This window comes from Fervidobacterium pennivorans DSM 9078, assembly GCF_000235405.2.
Classification (GTDB): domain Bacteria; phylum Thermotogota; class Thermotogae; order Thermotogales; family Fervidobacteriaceae; genus Fervidobacterium; species Fervidobacterium pennivorans.
This window is the reverse complement of record NC_017095.1, coordinates 748,373-767,125: the sequence shown is the minus strand read 5'-3', so window position 1 is coordinate 767,125 and position 18,753 is coordinate 748,373. Positions and strand designations below refer to the sequence as shown.

Genomic DNA, 18,753 nt, shown 5'->3' with positions numbered 1-18,753 from the left:
TGTCAATATCAAAATGAACAAAAAATCGAAAATAAAAATGTACAAAAAATAAACTTAGTTTTGCTGGTTTGTGTTGCTAAAATATACTGTTTTTGACTGCAATCTGTATGAAGGACCTTTTATGAAAATCACGTAAGAATGATGGAGTAGCCTATCCAAAATTGCATTTGCTATCGTCGCTCCACCAAATATCTCTCCCCACTCTGAAAATACAACATTAGTTGTTATTATTGTGCTGCTCTTCTCATATCTGCTTGATATCAGCTGGAAAAATAAATTTGCTCCATCATTGTCTATAGGCAAATAACCTATCTCATCTATTATTAAAACTTTGTATTTCGAAAAATGCTTAAGTCTGTACTCTAATCTGTTCTCCAATAATGCTTTCTTTAGCTGAGCTATTAACTCTTGAAAATGTATAAAATATGTTGAATACCTTCGTTTTGCACACTCTATACCTATTGCTGTGGCTAGATGCGTTTTCCCTACTCCTGGTGTTCCGACAAATAGTATATTTTCATTACCCTCTAAAAATCTTAAACTCATTAAGTCCATTATCTGTTGCTTGTTTATACTTGGCTGAAATGAAAAATCAAAATCTTCTATGCCTTTTATAAATGGGAAATTTGCTACCCTCACACATCCTAATATAGCCCTTTCTTCTTTGGCTTTTATCTCTAAGTTGCTAAGTTCATACAATGCATCTGTCATACTCTTTTCTCCGCTTGCCACTAAATCTAAGTATTTGTCAAGATTATTCTTTATGTTGTGAAGACCTAACTCTTCTAAGTTGTTAAGTAGTTTCACATAGTTGCTCATTTTTAGATTTTCTCCTTTCTTTAGTTTTTCAACAGATTATCAAATTTCTTTAGGTTCTCCTCACATATCTTGTTAAGCTCTTCTTTTTGACCAACTCTCATTAGCATTAGCTGTTTGTAATCTTCATCGTGATAATTGATACTTTTTTCATCAATAACATGTATCCTTAACAGGTTTGTGTTATAATAAATATAAATTTTGTTTTCCACCTCCTTTACTTGGACTGTCTTTCCTATGTATTCGGGTGGAACAGAGTATTTACTTCCCTTGTAGTAAATCAGAGAGTCCTTTTGGACTTTAACTGACTTGTAGGAATTTAGGTAACTCTCTATTAACCTTTTGTCTGGCAAGGGTTGTAAATACTCTTTTTCTTTTTGAAACAGAAGAGCAGGTGGGACTTGAGTTGTTTGATTTGGCTGCATATTGACCTTTGCGTTTATCTCTTTTATTATCCTTGCTAAGTCCTCTTCTGTTTCAAATTCACCCTGATATGGCAGTATCCAATCTATAAACTTGTTTGCTGCTTCAACTTTTCCTTTTGTGTACGAATGTCTTGGTTTGCACAGTTTCACTTCAAACCCAAAGTCTTTTGCAAAACTTTTAAATCTTGAATTTACTTTAATTTTCTCACCTGTTATATCAACAACTGCTGCTGCATTGTCAAATAAAATCTCTTTAGGTACTCCGCCTATATCTTTGAATATTCTTATTAGACTTTCTATTAATTCTTCTTGAGTTTTTGTCCTGTTTATCTCAAAGCAGCAATATCTTGAATAACCTAATTTAAAATCAAGAACATTAATAACAAACTCCTCTCCATTTCTTGAGACAAGCTTTATATTCTCTTTCCAATCAACTTGCGCTTGCTCACCTGGATCTGTCTCAAATCTTGGGTGACCTTTTACTTTCTTCTCTGGCTTTAATCCTTTTTTCTTAACATACTTATTGAAATTTGAGTATGTTCCTATTGTCTCATCTTTTGATTTTAAATACTCATAAACACCCTTGACTGTAACTCCTTTGATAGCAAGCTTTGATTTTATCTCATCATAGTATTTGTCCAATTTACTTGGTTTATTTCTATTCTTAGGTTTTCCTTCATAACCCTCATAATACTTTTTTACTGTTCTTCTGTCTATCCCATATATTCTTGCAAGTTCTGAAAAGTTAGGTTTCATTTTCATCGCCCTTATCATGTTTAAATGTGCTGTTAAGTTCTGCATTTGATATCCCTCCTCACTATGAGAAAGGATATCATATCAATGTACAATTTTGTACATCCTTATATTCCACTTTCAGTACATTTTTATTTTATCATTAACAGAATTTGCCGATGCATTGAAATACGCATTAAGGCAAGATCCGGATATCATACTCGTTGGTGAAATGAGAGACTTGGAGACTATCTCGATGGCTCTAACTGCCGCGGAAACAGGGCACTTAGTTTTTGGAACGCTTCACACTAATTCGGCTGCTACAGCACCTGAGCGTATCGTGGATGTCTTCCCAGCTCATCAACAAAAACAGATATCTCTCCAACTTGCAAATACGCTCGTTGGTGTTGTATATCAAAGACTCGTTCCAAAAAAGAACGGTGGTTTAGTCCCTATAGTAGAAGTTTTGGTCGCTAATACAGCTGTTAGGAACCTTATCAGGGAAGGTAAGATACATCAGATAGAAAGTATAATGCAAACTGCCCAGAAGCAAGGAAATATATTATTTGATGATGCATTGTTGAAAGCTTATTTTGCTGGTGAAATATCAAAGGAAAGTGTCGTAGCATTTGCTCGTAATCCTGAGGAGGTGTCTAAGAAGATAGGATGGACAGGAATTTGATGGAGAACATAAAAGATTGGGTAAAGAAAACACTCGAAGAACTCGAAAAAAAGATGATGGAGAATCTGGATGTTAAAGAGATGATTAAAGTTTCTTCGGATTTTACAAAGTTCAAAGAAATCGATGAATTAATAAATGAGTATTTTAATTTACTCGATGAAAAGGAACTTTGGAAAGAAGAACCTGGTAGTGAAGATGAGATTGCAAAGCTTGATCTAAAAATAGAAAAAGTTTCCAATGAGATAATCGCACTTTTACTTCCCGATGATGAATTCAGAGATAGAAATGTGTTCCTTGAGATAAGAGCTGGCACGGGTGGAGAAGAAGCGGCACTCTTTGCCGGTGATTTGCTGAGGATGTACTTAAGGTATGCTGAAATAAAAGGTTGGGACACTGAGATTATAGATGAAAGTAAATCAGACCTTGGCGGATACAAAGAAGTTGTTGTAAGAATCAAAGGTAAAAACAGTGGAACTTACATGAAATATGAAAGAGGTGTTCACAGAGTACAACGTATACCTGTCACAGAATCCGGTGGGAGGATACATACATCAACTGCAACTGTGGCGGTCTTACCTGAAACAAAAGATGTCGATGTCTTTATAGATCCAAAAGATATAAGGATTGATACGTACAGAGCATCCGGAGCGGGAGGACAGTACGTTAACAAAACAGAATCAGCAATTAGGATTACACATATTCCAACGGGTATCGTTGTGACTTGTCAATCGGAAAGGTCTCAGCACCAGAATAAAGAAAAAGCGTTGATGGTCTTAAGGTCAAAGCTTTACGAACTTGCACGAAGAGAGCAAGATGAAAAACTCTCCTCACAGAGAAAGACACAAATCGGAAGTGGTGAAAGAAGTGAAAAGATAAGAACGTACAACTTTCCACAAAACAGGGTGACAGACCACAGGATAAACCTAACGATATACAACCTGCAAGCTGTACTCGACGGTGACCTTGATTTAATAATTCCAAAATTGATGCAATACGACATAGAAGAACAGTTGAAAGAGCTCGGAATACTAACCGAAGTGGAGGGGTAAAAGTGTTAAACGTAGTAGATCATCCTTTAATAAAGCATAAGCTCACATTGATGAGAAAGAAAGAAACCGGTCCAAAGGAATTCAGAGAACTTCTAAGAGAAATAACGTTACTCATTGCTTACGAAGCAACAAGGCACATACAAGTTTACGAAATGGAAGTTGAAACACCATTTGAAAAGACGAAAGGATACTATATAAACGATAAAGATATAGTCATTATACCTATTCTAAGAGCCGGATTGGGTATGGTCGATGGCATTCTTGAATTGTTACCGAACGCTTCAGTAGGGCATATCGGTATTTACAGAGACCCTGAGACTTTGCAAGCGGTGGATTATTACTTTAAAACTCCGAAGCTCCACGATAAAAGTGAGATATTTATACTCGATCCCATGCTTGCAACAGGTGTATCGGCTATCGATGCGATAACCAAAGTTAAAGAACTTGGTGGTAGGCAAATTACGTTTATCTCCCTCATCTCTTCCCCAGAAGGTGTGAAGGCTATCGAAAAGGTCCATCCAGATGTCGATATATACACGGCATCCCTCGATAGAGAACTTAATGACCATGGATATATCCTTCCTGGTTTGGGTGATGCCGGTGACAGATTATTTAGAACAAAATAACGATTGTAGCTTGTAAGCTACTGGAGGTGCATTTGACTTGACAGAAGGTATAAGCATGAAACAACTTGAAGAAATGACAATGAAAGAACTCTATGAATTGGCAAGAAAATACGATATTCCTCGTTACACAAGTATGAGAAAGCAAGATTTAATATTTGAAATCTTGGAAGCTAAGGCAAAATCGGAAGGTTACTTTTTCGGCGAAGGTGTGCTTGAAATTGCTCCTGATGGATATGGATTTCTTAGAAGTCTTGAGACTATGCTATCTGGTCCAAAGGATATATACGTATCCCAGTCTCAAATAAGGAAGTTTAATCTGAACACTGGTGATATCGTCTCAGGTGTTATCCGTCCACCAAAAGAGGGCGAACGATTCAATGCAATGATAAAAATCGAAGCGATAAATTACAAACCACCCGAATTTGCAGACGAAAGAGTCAATTTTGAAAACTTAACACCGGATTATCCGAAGGAAAGATATATCCTTGAGACACATAAAGATACTTACTCAACAAGGTTGATTGACTTGTTCACACCGATAGGTAAAGGACAAAGGGGAATGATCGTCGCTCCACCGAAGACCGGTAAGACCACGATACTCAAAGAAATTGCCAACGGAATTGCAACTAACCATCCTGATACAATTAGAATCGTATTACTCATCGATGAACGACCTGAAGAAGTTACAGATATCAAAGAATCGGTAGATGCAAAGGTTATAGCAGCCCCGTTTGATATGCCTTCCGATAAGCAGATAAAAATTGCTGAACTTACGCTTGAAATGTGCAAAAGACTTGTTGAATATGGAAATCACGTTGTTGTGCTCCTTGATAGTCTTACACGACTTGGAAGGGTTTATAACATAACCGTTCCACCAAGTGGTAAACTGTTGACTGGTGGTGTTGATCCGGCTGCACTTTACAAACCCAAACATTTCTTCGGTGCTGCAAGAAACACAAGAGAAGGTGGAAGTTTAACCATCATCGCAACCGCACTCATAGAGACTGGATCGAAGATGGATGAAGTGATATTTGAAGAATTCAAAGGTACAGGTAATATGGAACTTGTGCTTTCAAGACAGCTTGCTAACAAAAGGATTTTCCCAGCCATCAATCTTGCACTTTCGGGTACAAGAAAAGAAGAATTATTGATTGGGCAAAACGAATTGAAGAAAGTGTGGATCCTTAGGCGTATGTTGAGCTCTATGTCTGAAGAAGAAGGTCTCAAACTCATACTTTCAAAATTGAAAGAAACGAAATCGAACGAAGAGTTCTTAGCTTTAATAGACGCCCAGAAAACAGTATAACAATACATTTTTTTCTTTGCTCACCTAAGTATAGGAGGAATTATCAATGAACCAAGAAGAGCTTAACAACGTGATATTGCGTAAGCGTAAATTAGCCTACGGAGTTCATGATGTCTGGATTAAAAATGATCTCATTGGTAGACAAGCTAAACCTGGTCAGTTTGTTATAGTGAGGATAAGTGAAAAAGGCGAACGCATACCTCTAACGATAGCCGAGTCCAATGGTGAAGCGTTCAGAATCGTTGTCAAAGCGGTTGGGAAATCCACATACGAACTGTGCTCGCTCAACGAAGGCGATATACTTTACGATGTAGTTGGACCACTCGGTAAGCCAAGTGAAATTAAGTATCATGGAAACGTACTAATAATCGGTGGTGGAGTTGGAATAGCCGCTATATTACCAATTGCAAAAGCGCTAAAAAGTGCAGGCAACAACATAACAGTTATAATTGGAGCAAGAACAATCCAAGATTTGATATTAAGAGATGAATTCACATTTGCCGATAAACTTTTACCAACAACAGACGATGGAAGTTTCGGATACAAAGGTAACGTGATAGATGCCATGAAAATCGAGCTTGAAAAAGAAAATTACAACGTAATTTGGTCGATAGGACCAGCTATCATGATGAAACTTTCAAGTGAAATTGCCACAAAATACAACATTCCCATTTGGGTTTCGTTGAATTCTATCATGATAGATGGTACTGGTATGTGTGGTGGTTGCCGAACGGTGATAAAAACTGATAATTCCGAAAAGATACAGTACGTATGCGTTGATGGACCAGAATTCGATGGTAGATACGTTGATTGGGATAGCTTCATCAAAAGGCTAAACCAATACAAAGAACAAGAAAAATTGGCTCTTGAAAGATATCTGAAAGAAGTTGGTGAACCTACATGGCTGTGAAAGACAGAGTCCACGTGCCAGAACAACCTGCTGAAATAAGAAAAACTAACTTTTTGGAAGTATCGCTCGGTTACACACCAGAATTGGCGCAACAGGAAGCCTCACGATGCTTACAATGTAAAATACCAACGTGTATATCCGGTTGTCCGGTCGGTATCGATATACCGGGCTTTATTAAAGAGATAGCTAAGGGTAATTTCGAAGGTTCGTATAAGATTTTAAAATCTTACAATTATCTGCCAGCAATATGTGGACGTGTATGTCCACAAGAGGTACAATGCGAGGGGTTATGCATTTTAAATAAAATTGGAAGATCAATCAACATAGGTGCACTTGAACGATTCGTCGCAGATTGGGCGGATGAAAACAACATCGAATACGAAAATGAAAATACTAAATTTCAATTCAACATAAGCAAAGCAAAAGATAAGAAAGTGGCTATAATCGGCTCTGGACCAGCCGGATTGACGGTTGCATCTGAACTTGGTAGATATGGTTTCACCGTGGATATATACGAAGCCCTGCACGAATTCGGCGGTGTATTGACGTACGGTATACCAGAATTCAGATTACCAAAATCGATAGTCAAAAAAGAAATTGCCGCACTTGAAAAACTCGATGTGCGATTTTTCAAGAATATACCAGTTGGATACGCTATATCCGTTAAGGAAATCCTCGAATCTTACGATGCCGTTTTCATCGGTGTCGGTGCTGGCACACCTAAATTTATGGGCATACCCGGAAGTGAGTTGAACGGTGTGTATTCTGCCAACGAATTTTTAACAAGGATAAACCTTATGAGAGCGTACAAATTCCCGGAGTACGATACACCTATACGAATCGGCAAAAAAGTGGCTGTAATCGGTGGTGGAAACACCGCAATGGATGCAGCAAGAAGTGCTCTAAGACTTGGTGCAGACGTCACTATAATATACCGTCGAACAGAAGCAGAAATGCCAGCGAGAAAAGCGGAAATCGAACATGCGAAAGAAGAGGGTGTTAAATTTTACACACTCGCAACACCTGTCAAGTACATCGGTGATGAAAATGGTAATTTGGTAGCTATCGAATGTATCAGGATGGAACTTGGCGCGCCTGATGAAAGTGGTAGAAGACGACCTGTTGAGATTCCAAACAGTAACTTTATCTTGGAAATGGATACAGTTATCGAAGCGATAGGTACTGAAGCGAATAAATTTCTGCTCAGTCAATTTCCAGATTTAAAGACAAACAAATACGGTTACATAATAACAGACGAATACGGTCAGACAAGTAATCCGAAAGTCTTCGCTGGAGGAGATATTGTAACAGGTTCAGCAACAGTTATCTTAGCCATGGGAGCTGGTAAAAAAGCTGCGCAAGGTATAATGAAATTCCTATCAGAAAACAGATGAAGGTGAAGATGATGTGATTTACATCGAAATACTATCTGCGATAATTGTTCTTCTAATACTCGTTGCAATAGTCTTATCAACTATCCCCATGCAAAGAAACATGCTTGAAGAAGCACTAAGGCAAGAGAAAGCCCAATTAAAAGCGGAAAATATCTTTTGGGAAACGATCGATGACACGGTTTTGAAAAACCTACCTGATACTTTTTCGATAAATTACCAAGTTGAAGTTGATGGCAACAAATACATCGTCACCATCAGTGCGGAAAAATTTCAAAGGCAAAAGTAATTGAGAAATGAACATCCCCCGGAAACACATTTAACTTCGTCGGGGGATTTTTTATATCTTATAGGTGATTTTATTTCTATTCAACGAATATGGTGTTACAGTATTGACTTTTTTTTTTTTGATATAATTAAAATAACTCTGCGCAGAGTAAATCGTGTTAAAAATTATTGATTCTTACAAGGAGGTATAACAGATGAATATTTTGAAAAGATTAATCAATGGTAATGTTCCACTTGGTGGTTGTATAAATAGAAGTCAAAGATGTGCGAGCATTGAGATTAGTAAAAAATAACCTAATGGTTTAATGTTACTAGACCCGGGTCTAATATTTTATTGGATCGAATTAGAAGACTTGAATTTCAGAATAAATAACTGAAATTCGAAGATAGTGTTAACTTGTAGTGATGAAAGAGTGTAATTGTGAAAGAATGCGATTGATATTGCCATTGTGCGTTTTCCAAAGATTCTTCACTACACAAAATCCTTGAATATATTTCGCTAAGTTCTTCGTATTCTTCAGCCCTCGCTTGAGTCGGAAAAAGTCTTTCAACAATGAAAACTTAGATTCACATTGATTGTTTTTACCGAGCGGTACCACTACGTGATTGATATTTCTGAACAACAGCTTTACTGCACTTTCATATGCACCAAGTCCATCAGTAATAAGTTCAATGTTTCTAGGTTTTGAATTACCAAAGAACTTCTCGAGCAATACTTTGACTTGTCCCATATCACGATACTTTGAGACATGCCAACAAAGAATTAAGTTAGTTTCGTGATCAACTAATAGCCAAACATAGTACTTTTGTTCTTTGAACACAAGAACAGTTTCATCAGCATGAACTGAGAAAACATTTTCGATGGTAAATGTTGGAAAAAGTACAGAGAATAAAGTACACAATTTAATAACCCATTTGTATATGGTGACATGAGATACTTTGATATTAAGAGAATGAGCAAGAGAGCGATAAGACATATTGTGTTTCATATACAAAACAAAAGCCTTTAAGACGAAAAAGATAGGGAAGCGGAAATATTTAAATTTCTCAGGAATAAGGGTGACTGGTTCGGGGAGGTTAAAAGGTACTCTATCTTTGGTACGACAAGCTCTACAACGGAAGACAACGAAAGAGCGACGGACTTTGTAAATTTGCATAGATTTACCACAAGAAGTGCATTTGGGATAAGGGAAAGGGAAGTTTTTGCGTTTTTGAGAATGGGAGAGTTTGAAAGAATGATGGCAGAGTTTGCAAAGGAATTGTTGGTTACCGTATTTGTCATGACCGTTTTTGTATAAGCTGGTGGAACCGCATTTTGGACAAGAGAGCGTTGAGTTGTTCATATCGGGATACCTCCTTTGTCGAGAGTTGGTTGGGGGGTGTCCCCTCTTTATAAGGATAATGCAGTTTTTGGAAAGTTTCAATACTTTTAGTTAACATTATCTTTAGAAGTGGGGGGTTGAAAACTATGAAGATAACATTTTTAGGACATGCGGCTGTTTTGATTGAAACAGGTGAACACAACATAATCATCGATCCGTTCCTCGAAGGTAACCCGCAGTTTCCGAAAAACTTCGTCCTGCCGAAGATTGACTACATATTAGTCAGCCACGGTCACGGAGACCATCTGGGAGACACAGAAAAGATAGCAAAAAAAGACGGTTCAACAGTTATCACAAACTACGAACTTTCAAACTTTTTGGCAAAGAAAGGGATAAAAGTACATCCCATGCACATTGGCGGAAGTTTTGTTTTTCCGTTTGGAAAACTAAAACTCTTCCCCGCTCTACACGGCTCAAGCATTATTGAAGGAGAACAAATTATTTACGGTGGTAATCCATGTGGTTTTGTTTTGGAACACAAGGGAAAAAGAATTTACCACGCCGGGGACACTGGACTCACTATGGAAATGGAACTTTTGAGCGATAAGCACATCGATCTTGCGTTTATACCTATCGGTGGCAATTTCGTTATGGACATTGAAAATGGTTTTGAAGCGGTTAGAATGTTCAAGCCTAAAAAAGTTGTTCCGATGCACTACAATACGTGGGATATAATCAAAGCGGACGCTGAATTGTTCAGGAAAAAGATCGAAGAGCTCGGTGTTGAATGTCTAATAATGAAACCGGGCGAATCAATAGAACTTTAATTTAAAAACTGGTAGGAGCGAAGTGATATGGAAGAACGAAATACAGTTGTTGTAATAGATTTCGGTTCACAATATACCCAACTCATCGTAAGAAGGGTTCGAGAAATCGGTTTTTACAGTGAACTTGTAGATTATGATGCAAGCTACGAGCAAGTCCAAAAACTCAATCCTTTAGCTTACATACTTTCAGGCGGTCCTAACAGTGTCTACGATGTAGATGCTCCAAAGATACCGAACTACGTCCTTGAAAGCAACCTTCCTATTCTCGGAATATGTTACGGACTACAAGCTTTGGCTTACCAACTCGGGGGTAACGTTGAAAAATCAGACCATCGTGAATTTGGACCTGCAGAGCTTGAAGTTATTAAAGACGATCCTTTCTTTAAGGGACTTCCGAAAAAATTCACCGTTTGGATGAGTCATTCTGATGGGGTAACAAATCTTCCGAAGGATTTTGAAACGATAGCAAAGAGTGAATACACCGAAAATGCGGTGATAAGGCATAAAGAAAAGAAGATTTACGGTGTTCAGTTCCATCCGGAAGTTGTACACACAAAGTACGGGAAAGAACTTCTGATTAATTTCCTGATCGAGGTTGCCGGTCTAAAACCAAATTGGAAGATGGAAAAATTCGCAGAAGAGATGATTAAAGAACTAAAAGAAAGAATAGGGAACGAAAAGGTGATCTTAGGACTCTCTGGCGGCGTCGATTCTTCAGTTGTAGCCCTTCTTCTTCACAAAGCTATCGGAGATAACCTCATTCCAATCTTTGTTGATACAGGTCTCCTGAGGAAAAACGAAGGTAAAGAAGTCGTTGAGAATTTCTCAAAACTCGGAATAAAAGTTCATTACGTCGATGCTAGTGAGAGATTCTTTGAAGTTCTAAAAGGTGTCGAAGATCCTGAAGAAAAAAGAAAAAGAATCGGGCATACGTTTATCGATGTTTTTTACAGCGAAGCCGGGAAACTTGCTAAAGAAGTAAAATTTTTAGCTCAAGGTACGCTCTATCCAGATGTGATTGAAAGTAAAGCTCCCGAAAGAAAAGCATCCGCAAAGATTAAAACCCACCACAACGTCGGTGGTCTTCCTGAGAATTTACCTTTTGAAATCATCGAACCGCTCAGATACCTTTTCAAAGACGAGGTGCGCCAACTTGGAAGAACTATTGGGCTTCCTGAGCAAATGCTGAAGCGACATCCGTTCCCCGGTCCGGGACTTGCCGTAAGGATCATTGGAGAAGTTACAAAGGAAGCTGTAAAAACACTCCAAGAAGCTGATTACATATTCATCGAAGAATTGAAAAAATGGGATCTTTACGAGAAAGTATGGCAAGCTTTTGCTGTACTGCTTCCAGTTAAAAGTGTTGGCGTTATGGGGGATTATCGAACGTACGAAAACGTTTTGGCTTTGAGAGCGGTAACAAGCGAAGATGGAATGACGGCAGATTGGGCAAAACTGCCTTATGAGTTCTTAAACCACGTTTCAAAGAGAATAATAAACGAAGTGAAGGGTATAAACAGAGTCGTGTACGACATAACTTCAAAACCTCCAGCAACTATCGAATGGGAATAACGAAAAATAACAGGAGCTGAAAGACTTTGATAAGAGAGAAAATAAATCCTCTAATATTTGTACTAACTATCTTTGCAGTTTTTCTATCATTGATAGTCTACAATAAATACGTATGGTTCCTTGATGCCGTAGTTTTGTATTTTTGGTATGAATATTCGTTACTGAAAAAATCAATCAAAAATGTTTCGGTAAGTGTGAAAGCTGATGCAAGGTGTTTTACGAATGAACCTTTCACAGTCAAGTTTGTGATCAAAAACGATTCGGAAAAACCTTTGAATGTTAAAATCAATTTCCCAAGCTCTTTAAAAAAACCAGATCAACTCCTTTCCTTAGAACCTAAGAGCAAATTAACGTACGAGGTTACCAGTTCTTTCGGAACGCGCGGACTAAAAAATATCGAACCTTTTGTGCTGAAATTCTTTTCAAAAAGTGGATTATTCGAGTTTTTTCTTGTTCACAAGATAGACTCAAACATTTTGGTTTTGCCAAAACCTGAAATGGTTATCTTTGAAAAAGAACGCTTTGTTGAACTGACACCCAATAAAAAAAGTAATTTTAAGTTACTTGAAGACATCTCGTATATCCGAGAGCTTAGAGAATACAATTCAGAACCACTCAACAGAATCCACTGGAAAGCATCTGCAAAATTTGATAAATTGATGGTCAAGGAGTACGAATACACTTCAAGTGCGAAGGTTTTCGTACTCCTTGATCTTAATCTTTCCGGCGCGGTTTATTCCAAAAAAGCTTGGGAAAGTATAAGAAAAAAATACGAAGAAGATGCTGTCAGCGCAGTAGCTGGTCTTGTGAACTATTTAAGCGCCAAACATATCCCTATCCAACTTTCAATTTCAGACAAAAACGGTGTTAGCACTTACAGATTCAAAGACCCTTCACTTTACTATGAACCCTTAGCACTTGCACAAGGAACGATAGAAAATCAAAACCTTACTTCAGACTTTTTTGGAAGTGTAAAAGATTCTCTAACACCAGCGGATACGGTTATACTGATAGGAATGTACTTAACTGTCGAAGAAGTTGAAGAGTTGATAAGGCTTAAATCGCACTCCGGAAAAGTGATAGTTATGCTTATGCCCTACGGCTACAGAAAAAGTGTTACAGGAAAGTTTAAAAGCTATTTTGACTTACCACTTGAAGTCAGAAAAACTTACGAGTACGCAAAAATCTTAGCTCAGGAACATATCTCAGTTCAGATATGGTACGAAAATACAGCTCTGCAAGAAGGGATCGAAGCAATATGGTAGATATACTGCTGGATGGCCTGATAATCGCACTGTCTTTTCTTTCTTTTTCAACTAAAATCAATCTTCTATCAATAGTTTCTTTCGCTTTGCTTTTTAGAATTTTTAAGACGAAAAGCAAAATAGAAACCTTTATTCTAAGTTTGGGTTATGCGGTCTTTGTAGCTATCCAGTCAAACTTTTTCGCTTCAGCAAGTCTGATTTTTGTTTTAACTTACAAAAGAGCAAAGAACAAGTATACCCCGTTTTTGATCTTTTCAATTCTTCTGCTTTCAACACCGCTCTCTGGACTGAACAATAATTTTACTTATCTTCCTATTTTCCAAGCTGGTACTCTCTTAATTTACGCTTTGAAAAACTTTAGAGATTCAAAAATTCTCTACATTCTCCCTTTAATACTTTTGATCCCACTTTCAGGAACGACTCTTAAATTAGCTCCTGCTCTAGTTCCTGAAATAAAACCTGCTGAAGAGTACAATCTCAACGTTGAGGTAAAACGTCAAGAAAAGCCGCAAAATGAAGCAAGAACTGGGGAACTTCAAACAAGCGACCTTGAGATATCTGAAAAGGAAAGAAAAGATCTTTTGGTAAGAGAAATAATTCTCTCCATCCAGCTTTTACTAACATTCGCTCTTATACTGATTTCAGCTGTCAAAGCTAAACTAAAATTCACAAAAGGAACTGCGTTGGGGCTTTTGATTATTTTTGCAGTTACTATTTTTTCCACGATACTTTTCACGATCTCGAGAATTAATTACCAAACAAATCTCTATCAGTCAAATTCAACAGATCAAATTGAAAGAGAAATAATATCCAAACAAGCAACGGTAACTTGGTACGCTCAAAACCAGAAAAATTTAGCTTCCCAAAGGAACTATTCAAGACTTATAACGATTTTGAACGTAGTTGGAACATGTTTGATTATATGTTCTCTAATTCCGCTTTTTAAAATCCTTTTAGAAAGTGGTGAAAGTACGGTTTTGGTTGAAAAAGAAAATGAAGATGCAGCGCCGTTGTTTTTCAAAACCGATTTTTCTTTTGAAGAGATACTCCAGCTTGAAGGACTTGAATTTGTAAAGCACGCTTATCTTTACATTCGAAAAGAATTTTTTAAAAGCTTTGATCATCTAACACCTTACGAGCTATTAGAAGTATTTAAGAATGATGATTTCGAGTTTTTCACAAATCTTTTTGTAAGATATGAATACGCTTTGGAAAGAGATATTCCGTTTGACGAAAAAAATCTAAAAACAAGTTTCGAAAGACTTGTAGAGCTTCTGAACCGAGGAGGAAATGAAATTGAAAGTCAAGGTTAGAAGCGTTGTGTACGCAGTTTTAATTGTAGCTGTGCTTCTGTGGATCGGCATGATTTTTTACTTTTCATCAAGCCTTCCGCAAGAATCCGAAAGGCAGGCAAAGTTTGTTTACCGCGCACTAAAAAAGATTGACAGCATAGTAGATTTTTCAAACACAAGATGGTTTATCTCTTTAGAAACAAAATTAAAACACTGGCGGTTCAAGACCGAATACGTTCCAACTGAGATGCTTCTTAGAAAATCATTTTGGACTCTATTTCGGACTTGGGTTTCTTACTACACTTGTCTTGTTTTACGCACTTAAAGAAACCCACAAACTCAAAAGAGTTATTTTCTCAGCTCTTTCTGGAAGCAGATCTTGACAAATACAACCAGCTTTTTTACAACCGCGGTTCATCGTTGAACGATGTCATCATCGACATGACAGGAGCTGGTTTTGGAACGATTGTTGCACTGCTGATCGTTTGTTTAGTAACACTCTTCAGCAGAACAAAAAGAATTTTGGGGAGGAAACAAAACGTATAAATTAAATCCTTCGGTGTGTTCCACCGAAGGATTCAGCAAATTCTTTCAAGTGATACAAATAATAATTTTGCACCTCAAGTTTCAGTCTCCAATTGCGTATAGTCTTCCATCTAAAGCACCGATATATACCGTTCCATCTGCACCTATTGCAGGCGACGAATAGGTTCCATAACCTATAGAAGTCTTCCATTTCAATTTTCCATTTGGGTTTAGGCAATAAAAGTATCCTGATTCAGATCCAGTATCCCATGATCCAAAATAAATTGCCCCGTCTGAGCCTATCGCTGGGGAAGACTCGATAAAACCATCGGTAGTATACTTCCATTTTAAACTTCCATTGGGATTTATAGCGTGGAGAGTTCCGTCTACTGATCCAATATATATTGTTCCGTCAGAGCCTATCGCTGGGGAGGAGATGATAGGAATAAGGGGTGTATTATACTCCCACTTTAAAGTTCCATCTGGATTTATAGCGTAGAGATTTCCGTCCCATGATCCAACATATATTGTACCGTCAGAGCCTATCGCTGGGGAAGAATCGATAAGATCATCGATAGTATACTTCCATTTTAAAGTTCCATTGGGATTTATAGCGTAAAGATTTCCATCATGTGACCCAACATATATTGTACCGTCAGAGCCTATCGCTGGAGAGGAGTGGATATTACCACCGGTAGTATACTTCCATTTTAAAGTTCCATTGGGATTTATAGCGTAGAGATTGTTGTCATCTGATCCAATATATATTGTACCGTCTGAGCCTATCGCTGGAGAGGACCAGATATCACTACCGGTAGTATACTTCCATTTTAAAGTTCCATTGGGATTTATAGCGTAGAGATTGTTGTCACCTGCTCCAAAATATATTGTACCGTCAGAGCCTATCGCTGGAGAGGACCAGATAGAATCACCTAAAGTAGTATACTTCCATTTTAAAGTTCCATTGGGATTTATAGCGTAGAGATTTGCGGTTGATGATTCAATATCTGATGATCCAATATATATTGTTCCGTCAGGGCCTATTGCTGGAGAAGAATAAAAAATTCTATTATTGGTTTGATAATACCATTTCACGTTTGCAACTTGCGATCCAATATATTTGCTCCTTCCTGTGTGTTGTGGATCTCCTCTAAACATAGGCCAAGGGCTGTTTGCAAGTCCTGAAGTCACAACTGTAACTGTTGTTTGTTGAGTACAACTTAATGTTATCAAAAGCGAAAACAAAACCAATACCTTCCAAAACAATTTTTTCATGTTAACCCTCCTTTCCTTTTCCTAGCAAAATTCCAATAACTTTTGTGCTGGAAAGTACTCAAGGACTAACCATATTCTTGCTCTGATAAATTTTCACTACCCCTCCCTTCCATACTGTCTGACACGCACTTTCAAGACGGAAATCGAATATCATTAAAAAATTCTAACGGGCGTTGATACTTTCTTTTTGATCCCACTGCTTTTTGTAAAGTTGTTTTGATATTCCACCGTTGAATCAAAGAAAAAACTCCTTTCATATATTATAACATATTTCAAAAATCTTCAAAAATGTTTACGAAAAATTCACAAAATCTTCGATTCAAAAACCGATCATGAAAGATTTTCAAAACAAAAATGCGAGGATTTCTCCTCGCTTTTTGTTTGGTGAATAATCAAACGAATTATTTTTTTCATACATTACACTGCTGGTACACCGTGGGTTTCGTCTTCGAGAATTACAATGCCAGGCAAGGTTTGTTTACCGCACACTAAAAAAGATTGACAGCATAGTAGATTTTTCAAACACAAGATGGTTTATCTCTTTAGAAACAAAATTAAAACACTGGCGGTTCAAGACCGAATACGTTCCAACTGAGATGCTTCTTAGAAAATCATTTTGGACTCTATTTCGGACTTGGGTTTCTTACTACACTTGTCTTGTTTTACGCACTTAAAGAAACCCACAAACTCAAAAGAGTTATTTTCTCAGCTCTTTCTGGAAGCAGATCTTGACAAATACAACCAGCTTTTTTACAACCGCGGTTCATCGTTGAACGATGTTATAATCGACATGACAGGAGCTGGTTTTGGAACGGTTGTTGCACTGCTGATCGTTTGTTTAGTAACACTCTTCAGCAGAACAAAAAGAATTTTGGGGAGGAAACAAAACGTGTAAATTAAATCCTTCGGTGTGTTCCACCGAAGGATTCAGCAAATTCTTTCAAGTGATACAAATAATAATTTTGCACCTCAAGTTTCAGTCTCCAATTGCGTATAGTCTTCCATCTAAAGCACCGATATATACCGTTCCATCTGCACCTATTGCAGGCGACGAATAGGTTCCATAATAAGTTCCAGATGAACCTATAGAAGTCTTCCATTTCAAAGTTCCACTTGGGTTTAGGCAATAAAAGTATCCTGATTCAAATACAAGTGAATAAGATCCAAAATAAATTGAACCATCAGAGCCTATTGCTGGAGAGGATTGAATAGCAGCATAGGTATTATATTTCCATTTTAAAGTTCCATCTGGGTTTAGAGCGTAGAGATTTCCGTCGACTGATCCAACATATATTGTACCGTCTGAGCCTATCGCTGGGGAGGAGGTGATCTCATCACCGGTAGGATACTTCCATTTTAAACTTCCATTGGGATTTATAGCGTAGAGATTTTTGTCCCATGATCCAACATATATTGTACCGTCAGAGCCTATCGCTGGAGAGGACCAGATCGGATAACCGGTAGTATACTTCCATTTTAAAGTTCCATTGGGATTTATAGCGTAAAGATTTCCATCATGTGACCCAACATATATTGTACCGTCAGAGCCTATCGCTGGGGAAGAATGGATAAAACCATCGGTAGTATACTTCCATTTTAAAGTTCCATTGGGATTTATAGCGTAGAGATTTCCGTCTTCTGATCCAACATATATTGTACCGTCAGAGCCTATCGCAGGTGAGGAGATGAAGATCAAACTATCGGTAGTATACTTCCATTTTAAACTTCCATTGGGAGTTAGAGCGCAGAGATAGTCGCATGATCCAACATATATTGTACCGTCTGAGCCTATCGCTGGAGAGGAGGTGATAGGAATAATGGTAGTATACTTCCACTTTAAAGTTCCATTGGGATTTATAGCGTAGAGATTCCCGTCATCTGATCCAATATATATTGTTCCGTCAGGGCCTATTGCTGGAGAAGAATAAAAAATTCTATTATTGGTTTGATAATACCATTTCACGTTTGCAACTTGTGATCCAATATATTTGCTCCTTCCTGTGTGTTGTGGATCTCCTCTAAACATTGGCCAGGGGCTGTTTGCAAGTCCTGGAGTCACAACTGTAACCGTAATATTCGCTGTTCTAGTAATTTCACCACCACTCGCCCTTATTTCCATGTTATATGTTCCAACTGGCACACTTGATGATACTGATATCGTTAGCTGTTTTGTTTTCTCATTTCCTTCAACACTCGTTGCACTTAAAGTTATCCCGTTTGGTGCACCTTCTAAACTTAACATGATTGGTTGATCGAAGTTTCTTCTTTCTACTGTAAGCGTTATGCTTTCGCTTCCTCCTTGAGAAATCGTTAAATCGGTTGCAGGACTTATGGATATATTAAATTCAGAAATACTTGTAAATTCAGAAATACTTGTTGTTTGTTGAGTACAACTTAATGTTATCAAAAGCGAAAACAAAACCAATACCTTCCAAAACAATTTTTTCATG

General features: G+C 37.6%; 16 protein-coding genes and 1 pseudogene. 12 read left to right on the top strand and 5 right to left on the bottom strand.

Going from position 1 to position 18,753, the window contains the following annotated elements; genetic code table 11:
* Positions 1 to 54: 54 nt before the first annotated feature.
* Together istB and istA are read right to left on the bottom strand one after the other, a co-directional pair.
* Positions 55 to 819, bottom strand: a complete 765-nt coding sequence (gene istB, locus FERPE_RS03575; RefSeq protein WP_014451263.1) for an IS21-like element ISCbe3 family helper ATPase IstB — start codon at positions 817 to 819, stop codon at positions 55 to 57.
* Positions 820 to 839: 20 nt separating this feature from the next.
* The gene (gene istA / locus FERPE_RS03570; RefSeq protein ID WP_014451295.1) at positions 840 to 2,042 is read right to left on the bottom strand and encodes an IS21 family transposase; all 1,203 of its coding nucleotides are present in this window, start codon (positions 2,040 to 2,042) and stop codon (positions 840 to 842) included.
* A 103-nt stretch (positions 2,043 to 2,145) separates the two neighbouring features.
* Here istA and FERPE_RS03565 point away from each other — a divergent pair.
* From FERPE_RS03565 to FERPE_RS03535, 7 genes and pseudogenes are all read left to right on the top strand, one after another.
* Positions 2,146 to 2,655 (top strand): annotated as a pseudogene (locus FERPE_RS03565) (type IV pilus twitching motility protein PilT); the annotation flags it as partial.
* The gene (prfA, locus tag FERPE_RS03560; RefSeq protein WP_014451294.1) at positions 2,655 to 3,704 is read left to right on the top strand and encodes a peptide chain release factor 1; all 1,050 of its coding nucleotides are present in this window, start codon (positions 2,655 to 2,657) and stop codon (positions 3,702 to 3,704) included. The pseudogene FERPE_RS03565 and the gene prfA, both read left to right, overlap by 1 nt.
* Positions 3,705 to 3,706: 2 nt before the next feature.
* On the top strand, positions 3,707 to 4,330 hold the full coding sequence (gene upp / locus FERPE_RS03555) for a uracil phosphoribosyltransferase (protein WP_014451293.1): 624 nt from the start codon (positions 3,707 to 3,709) through the stop codon (positions 4,328 to 4,330).
* Between the two features lie 55 nt (positions 4,331 to 4,385).
* Positions 4,386 to 5,636, top strand: coding sequence for a transcription termination factor Rho (gene rho, locus FERPE_RS03550; RefSeq protein WP_198429594.1), 1,251 nt, complete (start codon positions 4,386 to 4,388; stop codon positions 5,634 to 5,636).
* Between the two features lie 46 nt (positions 5,637 to 5,682).
* Positions 5,683 to 6,546 (top strand): sulfide/dihydroorotate dehydrogenase-like FAD/NAD-binding protein, encoded by an 864-nt coding sequence (locus FERPE_RS03545; protein WP_004103198.1) that lies wholly within the window; start codon positions 5,683 to 5,685, stop codon positions 6,544 to 6,546.
* Positions 6,537 to 7,940, top strand: coding sequence for an NADPH-dependent glutamate synthase (gltA, locus tag FERPE_RS03540; RefSeq protein WP_004103199.1), 1,404 nt, complete (start codon positions 6,537 to 6,539; stop codon positions 7,938 to 7,940). The genes FERPE_RS03545 and gltA overlap by 10 nt, the downstream gene beginning before the upstream one ends.
* A 13-nt stretch (positions 7,941 to 7,953) precedes the next feature.
* On the top strand, positions 7,954 to 8,226 hold the full coding sequence (locus FERPE_RS03535) for a hypothetical protein (RefSeq protein WP_004103200.1): 273 nt from the start codon (positions 7,954 to 7,956) through the stop codon (positions 8,224 to 8,226).
* Positions 8,227 to 8,617: 391 nt separating this feature from the next.
* Here the strand turns inward: FERPE_RS03535 and FERPE_RS10580 are convergent, their stop codons facing one another.
* On the bottom strand, positions 8,618 to 9,568 hold the full coding sequence (locus tag FERPE_RS10580) for a DDE-type integrase/transposase/recombinase (RefSeq protein WP_011993230.1): 951 nt from the start codon (positions 9,566 to 9,568) through the stop codon (positions 8,618 to 8,620).
* 125 nt (positions 9,569 to 9,693) lie between these two features.
* On the opposite strand from FERPE_RS10580, the gene FERPE_RS03525 reads away from it, so the two are divergent.
* From FERPE_RS03525 to FERPE_RS10215, 5 genes are read left to right on the top strand one after another with little or no spacing between them, the layout of a single operon-like run.
* Positions 9,694 to 10,374, top strand: coding sequence for a metal-dependent hydrolase (locus FERPE_RS03525; RefSeq protein ID WP_014451292.1), 681 nt, complete (start codon positions 9,694 to 9,696; stop codon positions 10,372 to 10,374).
* Between the two features lie 27 nt (positions 10,375 to 10,401).
* Positions 10,402 to 11,946 (top strand): glutamine-hydrolyzing GMP synthase, encoded by a 1,545-nt coding sequence (gene guaA, locus FERPE_RS03520; protein ID WP_014451291.1) that lies wholly within the window; start codon positions 10,402 to 10,404, stop codon positions 11,944 to 11,946.
* A gap of 26 nt (positions 11,947 to 11,972) precedes the next feature.
* A complete protein-coding gene (locus FERPE_RS03515; RefSeq protein WP_014451290.1) occupies positions 11,973 to 13,211 on the top strand; it encodes a DUF58 domain-containing protein in 1,239 nt (412 codons plus the stop codon).
* A complete protein-coding gene (locus tag FERPE_RS03510; protein WP_014451289.1) occupies positions 13,205 to 14,524 on the top strand; it encodes a hypothetical protein in 1,320 nt (439 codons plus the stop codon). Before FERPE_RS03515 ends, FERPE_RS03510 begins: the two co-directional genes overlap by 7 nt.
* On the top strand, positions 14,508 to 14,828 hold the full coding sequence (locus FERPE_RS10215) for a hypothetical protein (protein ID WP_052312840.1): 321 nt from the start codon (positions 14,508 to 14,510) through the stop codon (positions 14,826 to 14,828). Before FERPE_RS03510 ends, FERPE_RS10215 begins: the two co-directional genes overlap by 17 nt.
* A gap of 302 nt (positions 14,829 to 15,130) precedes the next feature.
* Here FERPE_RS10215 and FERPE_RS10345 read toward each other — a convergent pair whose 3' ends face one another.
* Together FERPE_RS10345 and FERPE_RS10340 are read right to left on the bottom strand one after the other, a co-directional pair.
* A complete protein-coding gene (locus FERPE_RS10345) occupies positions 15,131 to 16,303 on the bottom strand; it encodes a beta-alanine-activating enzyme beta-propeller domain-containing protein (RefSeq protein WP_014451287.1) in 1,173 nt (390 codons plus the stop codon).
* A gap of 976 nt (positions 16,304 to 17,279) precedes the next feature.
* The gene (locus tag FERPE_RS10340) at positions 17,280 to 18,752 is read right to left on the bottom strand and encodes an outer membrane protein assembly factor BamB (RefSeq protein WP_014451286.1); all 1,473 of its coding nucleotides are present in this window, start codon (positions 18,750 to 18,752) and stop codon (positions 17,280 to 17,282) included.
* Position 18,753: the final 1 nt, after the last annotated feature.

Coding starts and splice junctions, on each gene's coding strand:
- istB (WP_014451263.1), bottom strand. CDS start 819: ATGAGCAACTATGTGAAACTACTTAACAACTTAGAAGAGTTAGGTCTT.
- istA (WP_014451295.1), bottom strand. CDS start 2,042: ATGCAGAACTTAACAGCACATTTAAACATGATAAGGGCGATGAAAATG.
- prfA (WP_014451294.1), top strand. CDS start 2,655: ATGGAGAACATAAAAGATTGGGTAAAGAAAACACTCGAAGAACTCGAA.
- rho (WP_198429594.1), top strand. CDS start 4,386: ATGAAACAACTTGAAGAAATGACAATGAAAGAACTCTATGAATTGGCA.
- FERPE_RS03545 (WP_004103198.1), top strand. CDS start 5,683: ATGAACCAAGAAGAGCTTAACAACGTGATATTGCGTAAGCGTAAATTA.
- gltA (WP_004103199.1), top strand. CDS start 6,537: ATGGCTGTGAAAGACAGAGTCCACGTGCCAGAACAACCTGCTGAAATA.
- FERPE_RS10580 (WP_011993230.1), bottom strand. CDS start 9,568: ATGAACAACTCAACGCTCTCTTGTCCAAAATGCGGTTCCACCAGCTTA.
- FERPE_RS03525 (WP_014451292.1), top strand. CDS start 9,694: ATGAAGATAACATTTTTAGGACATGCGGCTGTTTTGATTGAAACAGGT.
- guaA (WP_014451291.1), top strand. CDS start 10,402: ATGGAAGAACGAAATACAGTTGTTGTAATAGATTTCGGTTCACAATAT.
- FERPE_RS03510 (WP_014451289.1), top strand. CDS start 13,205: ATGGTAGATATACTGCTGGATGGCCTGATAATCGCACTGTCTTTTCTT.
- FERPE_RS10345 (WP_014451287.1), bottom strand. CDS start 16,303: ATGAAAAAATTGTTTTGGAAGGTATTGGTTTTGTTTTCGCTTTTGATA.
- FERPE_RS10340 (WP_014451286.1), bottom strand. CDS start 18,752: ATGAAAAAATTGTTTTGGAAGGTATTGGTTTTGTTTTCGCTTTTGATA.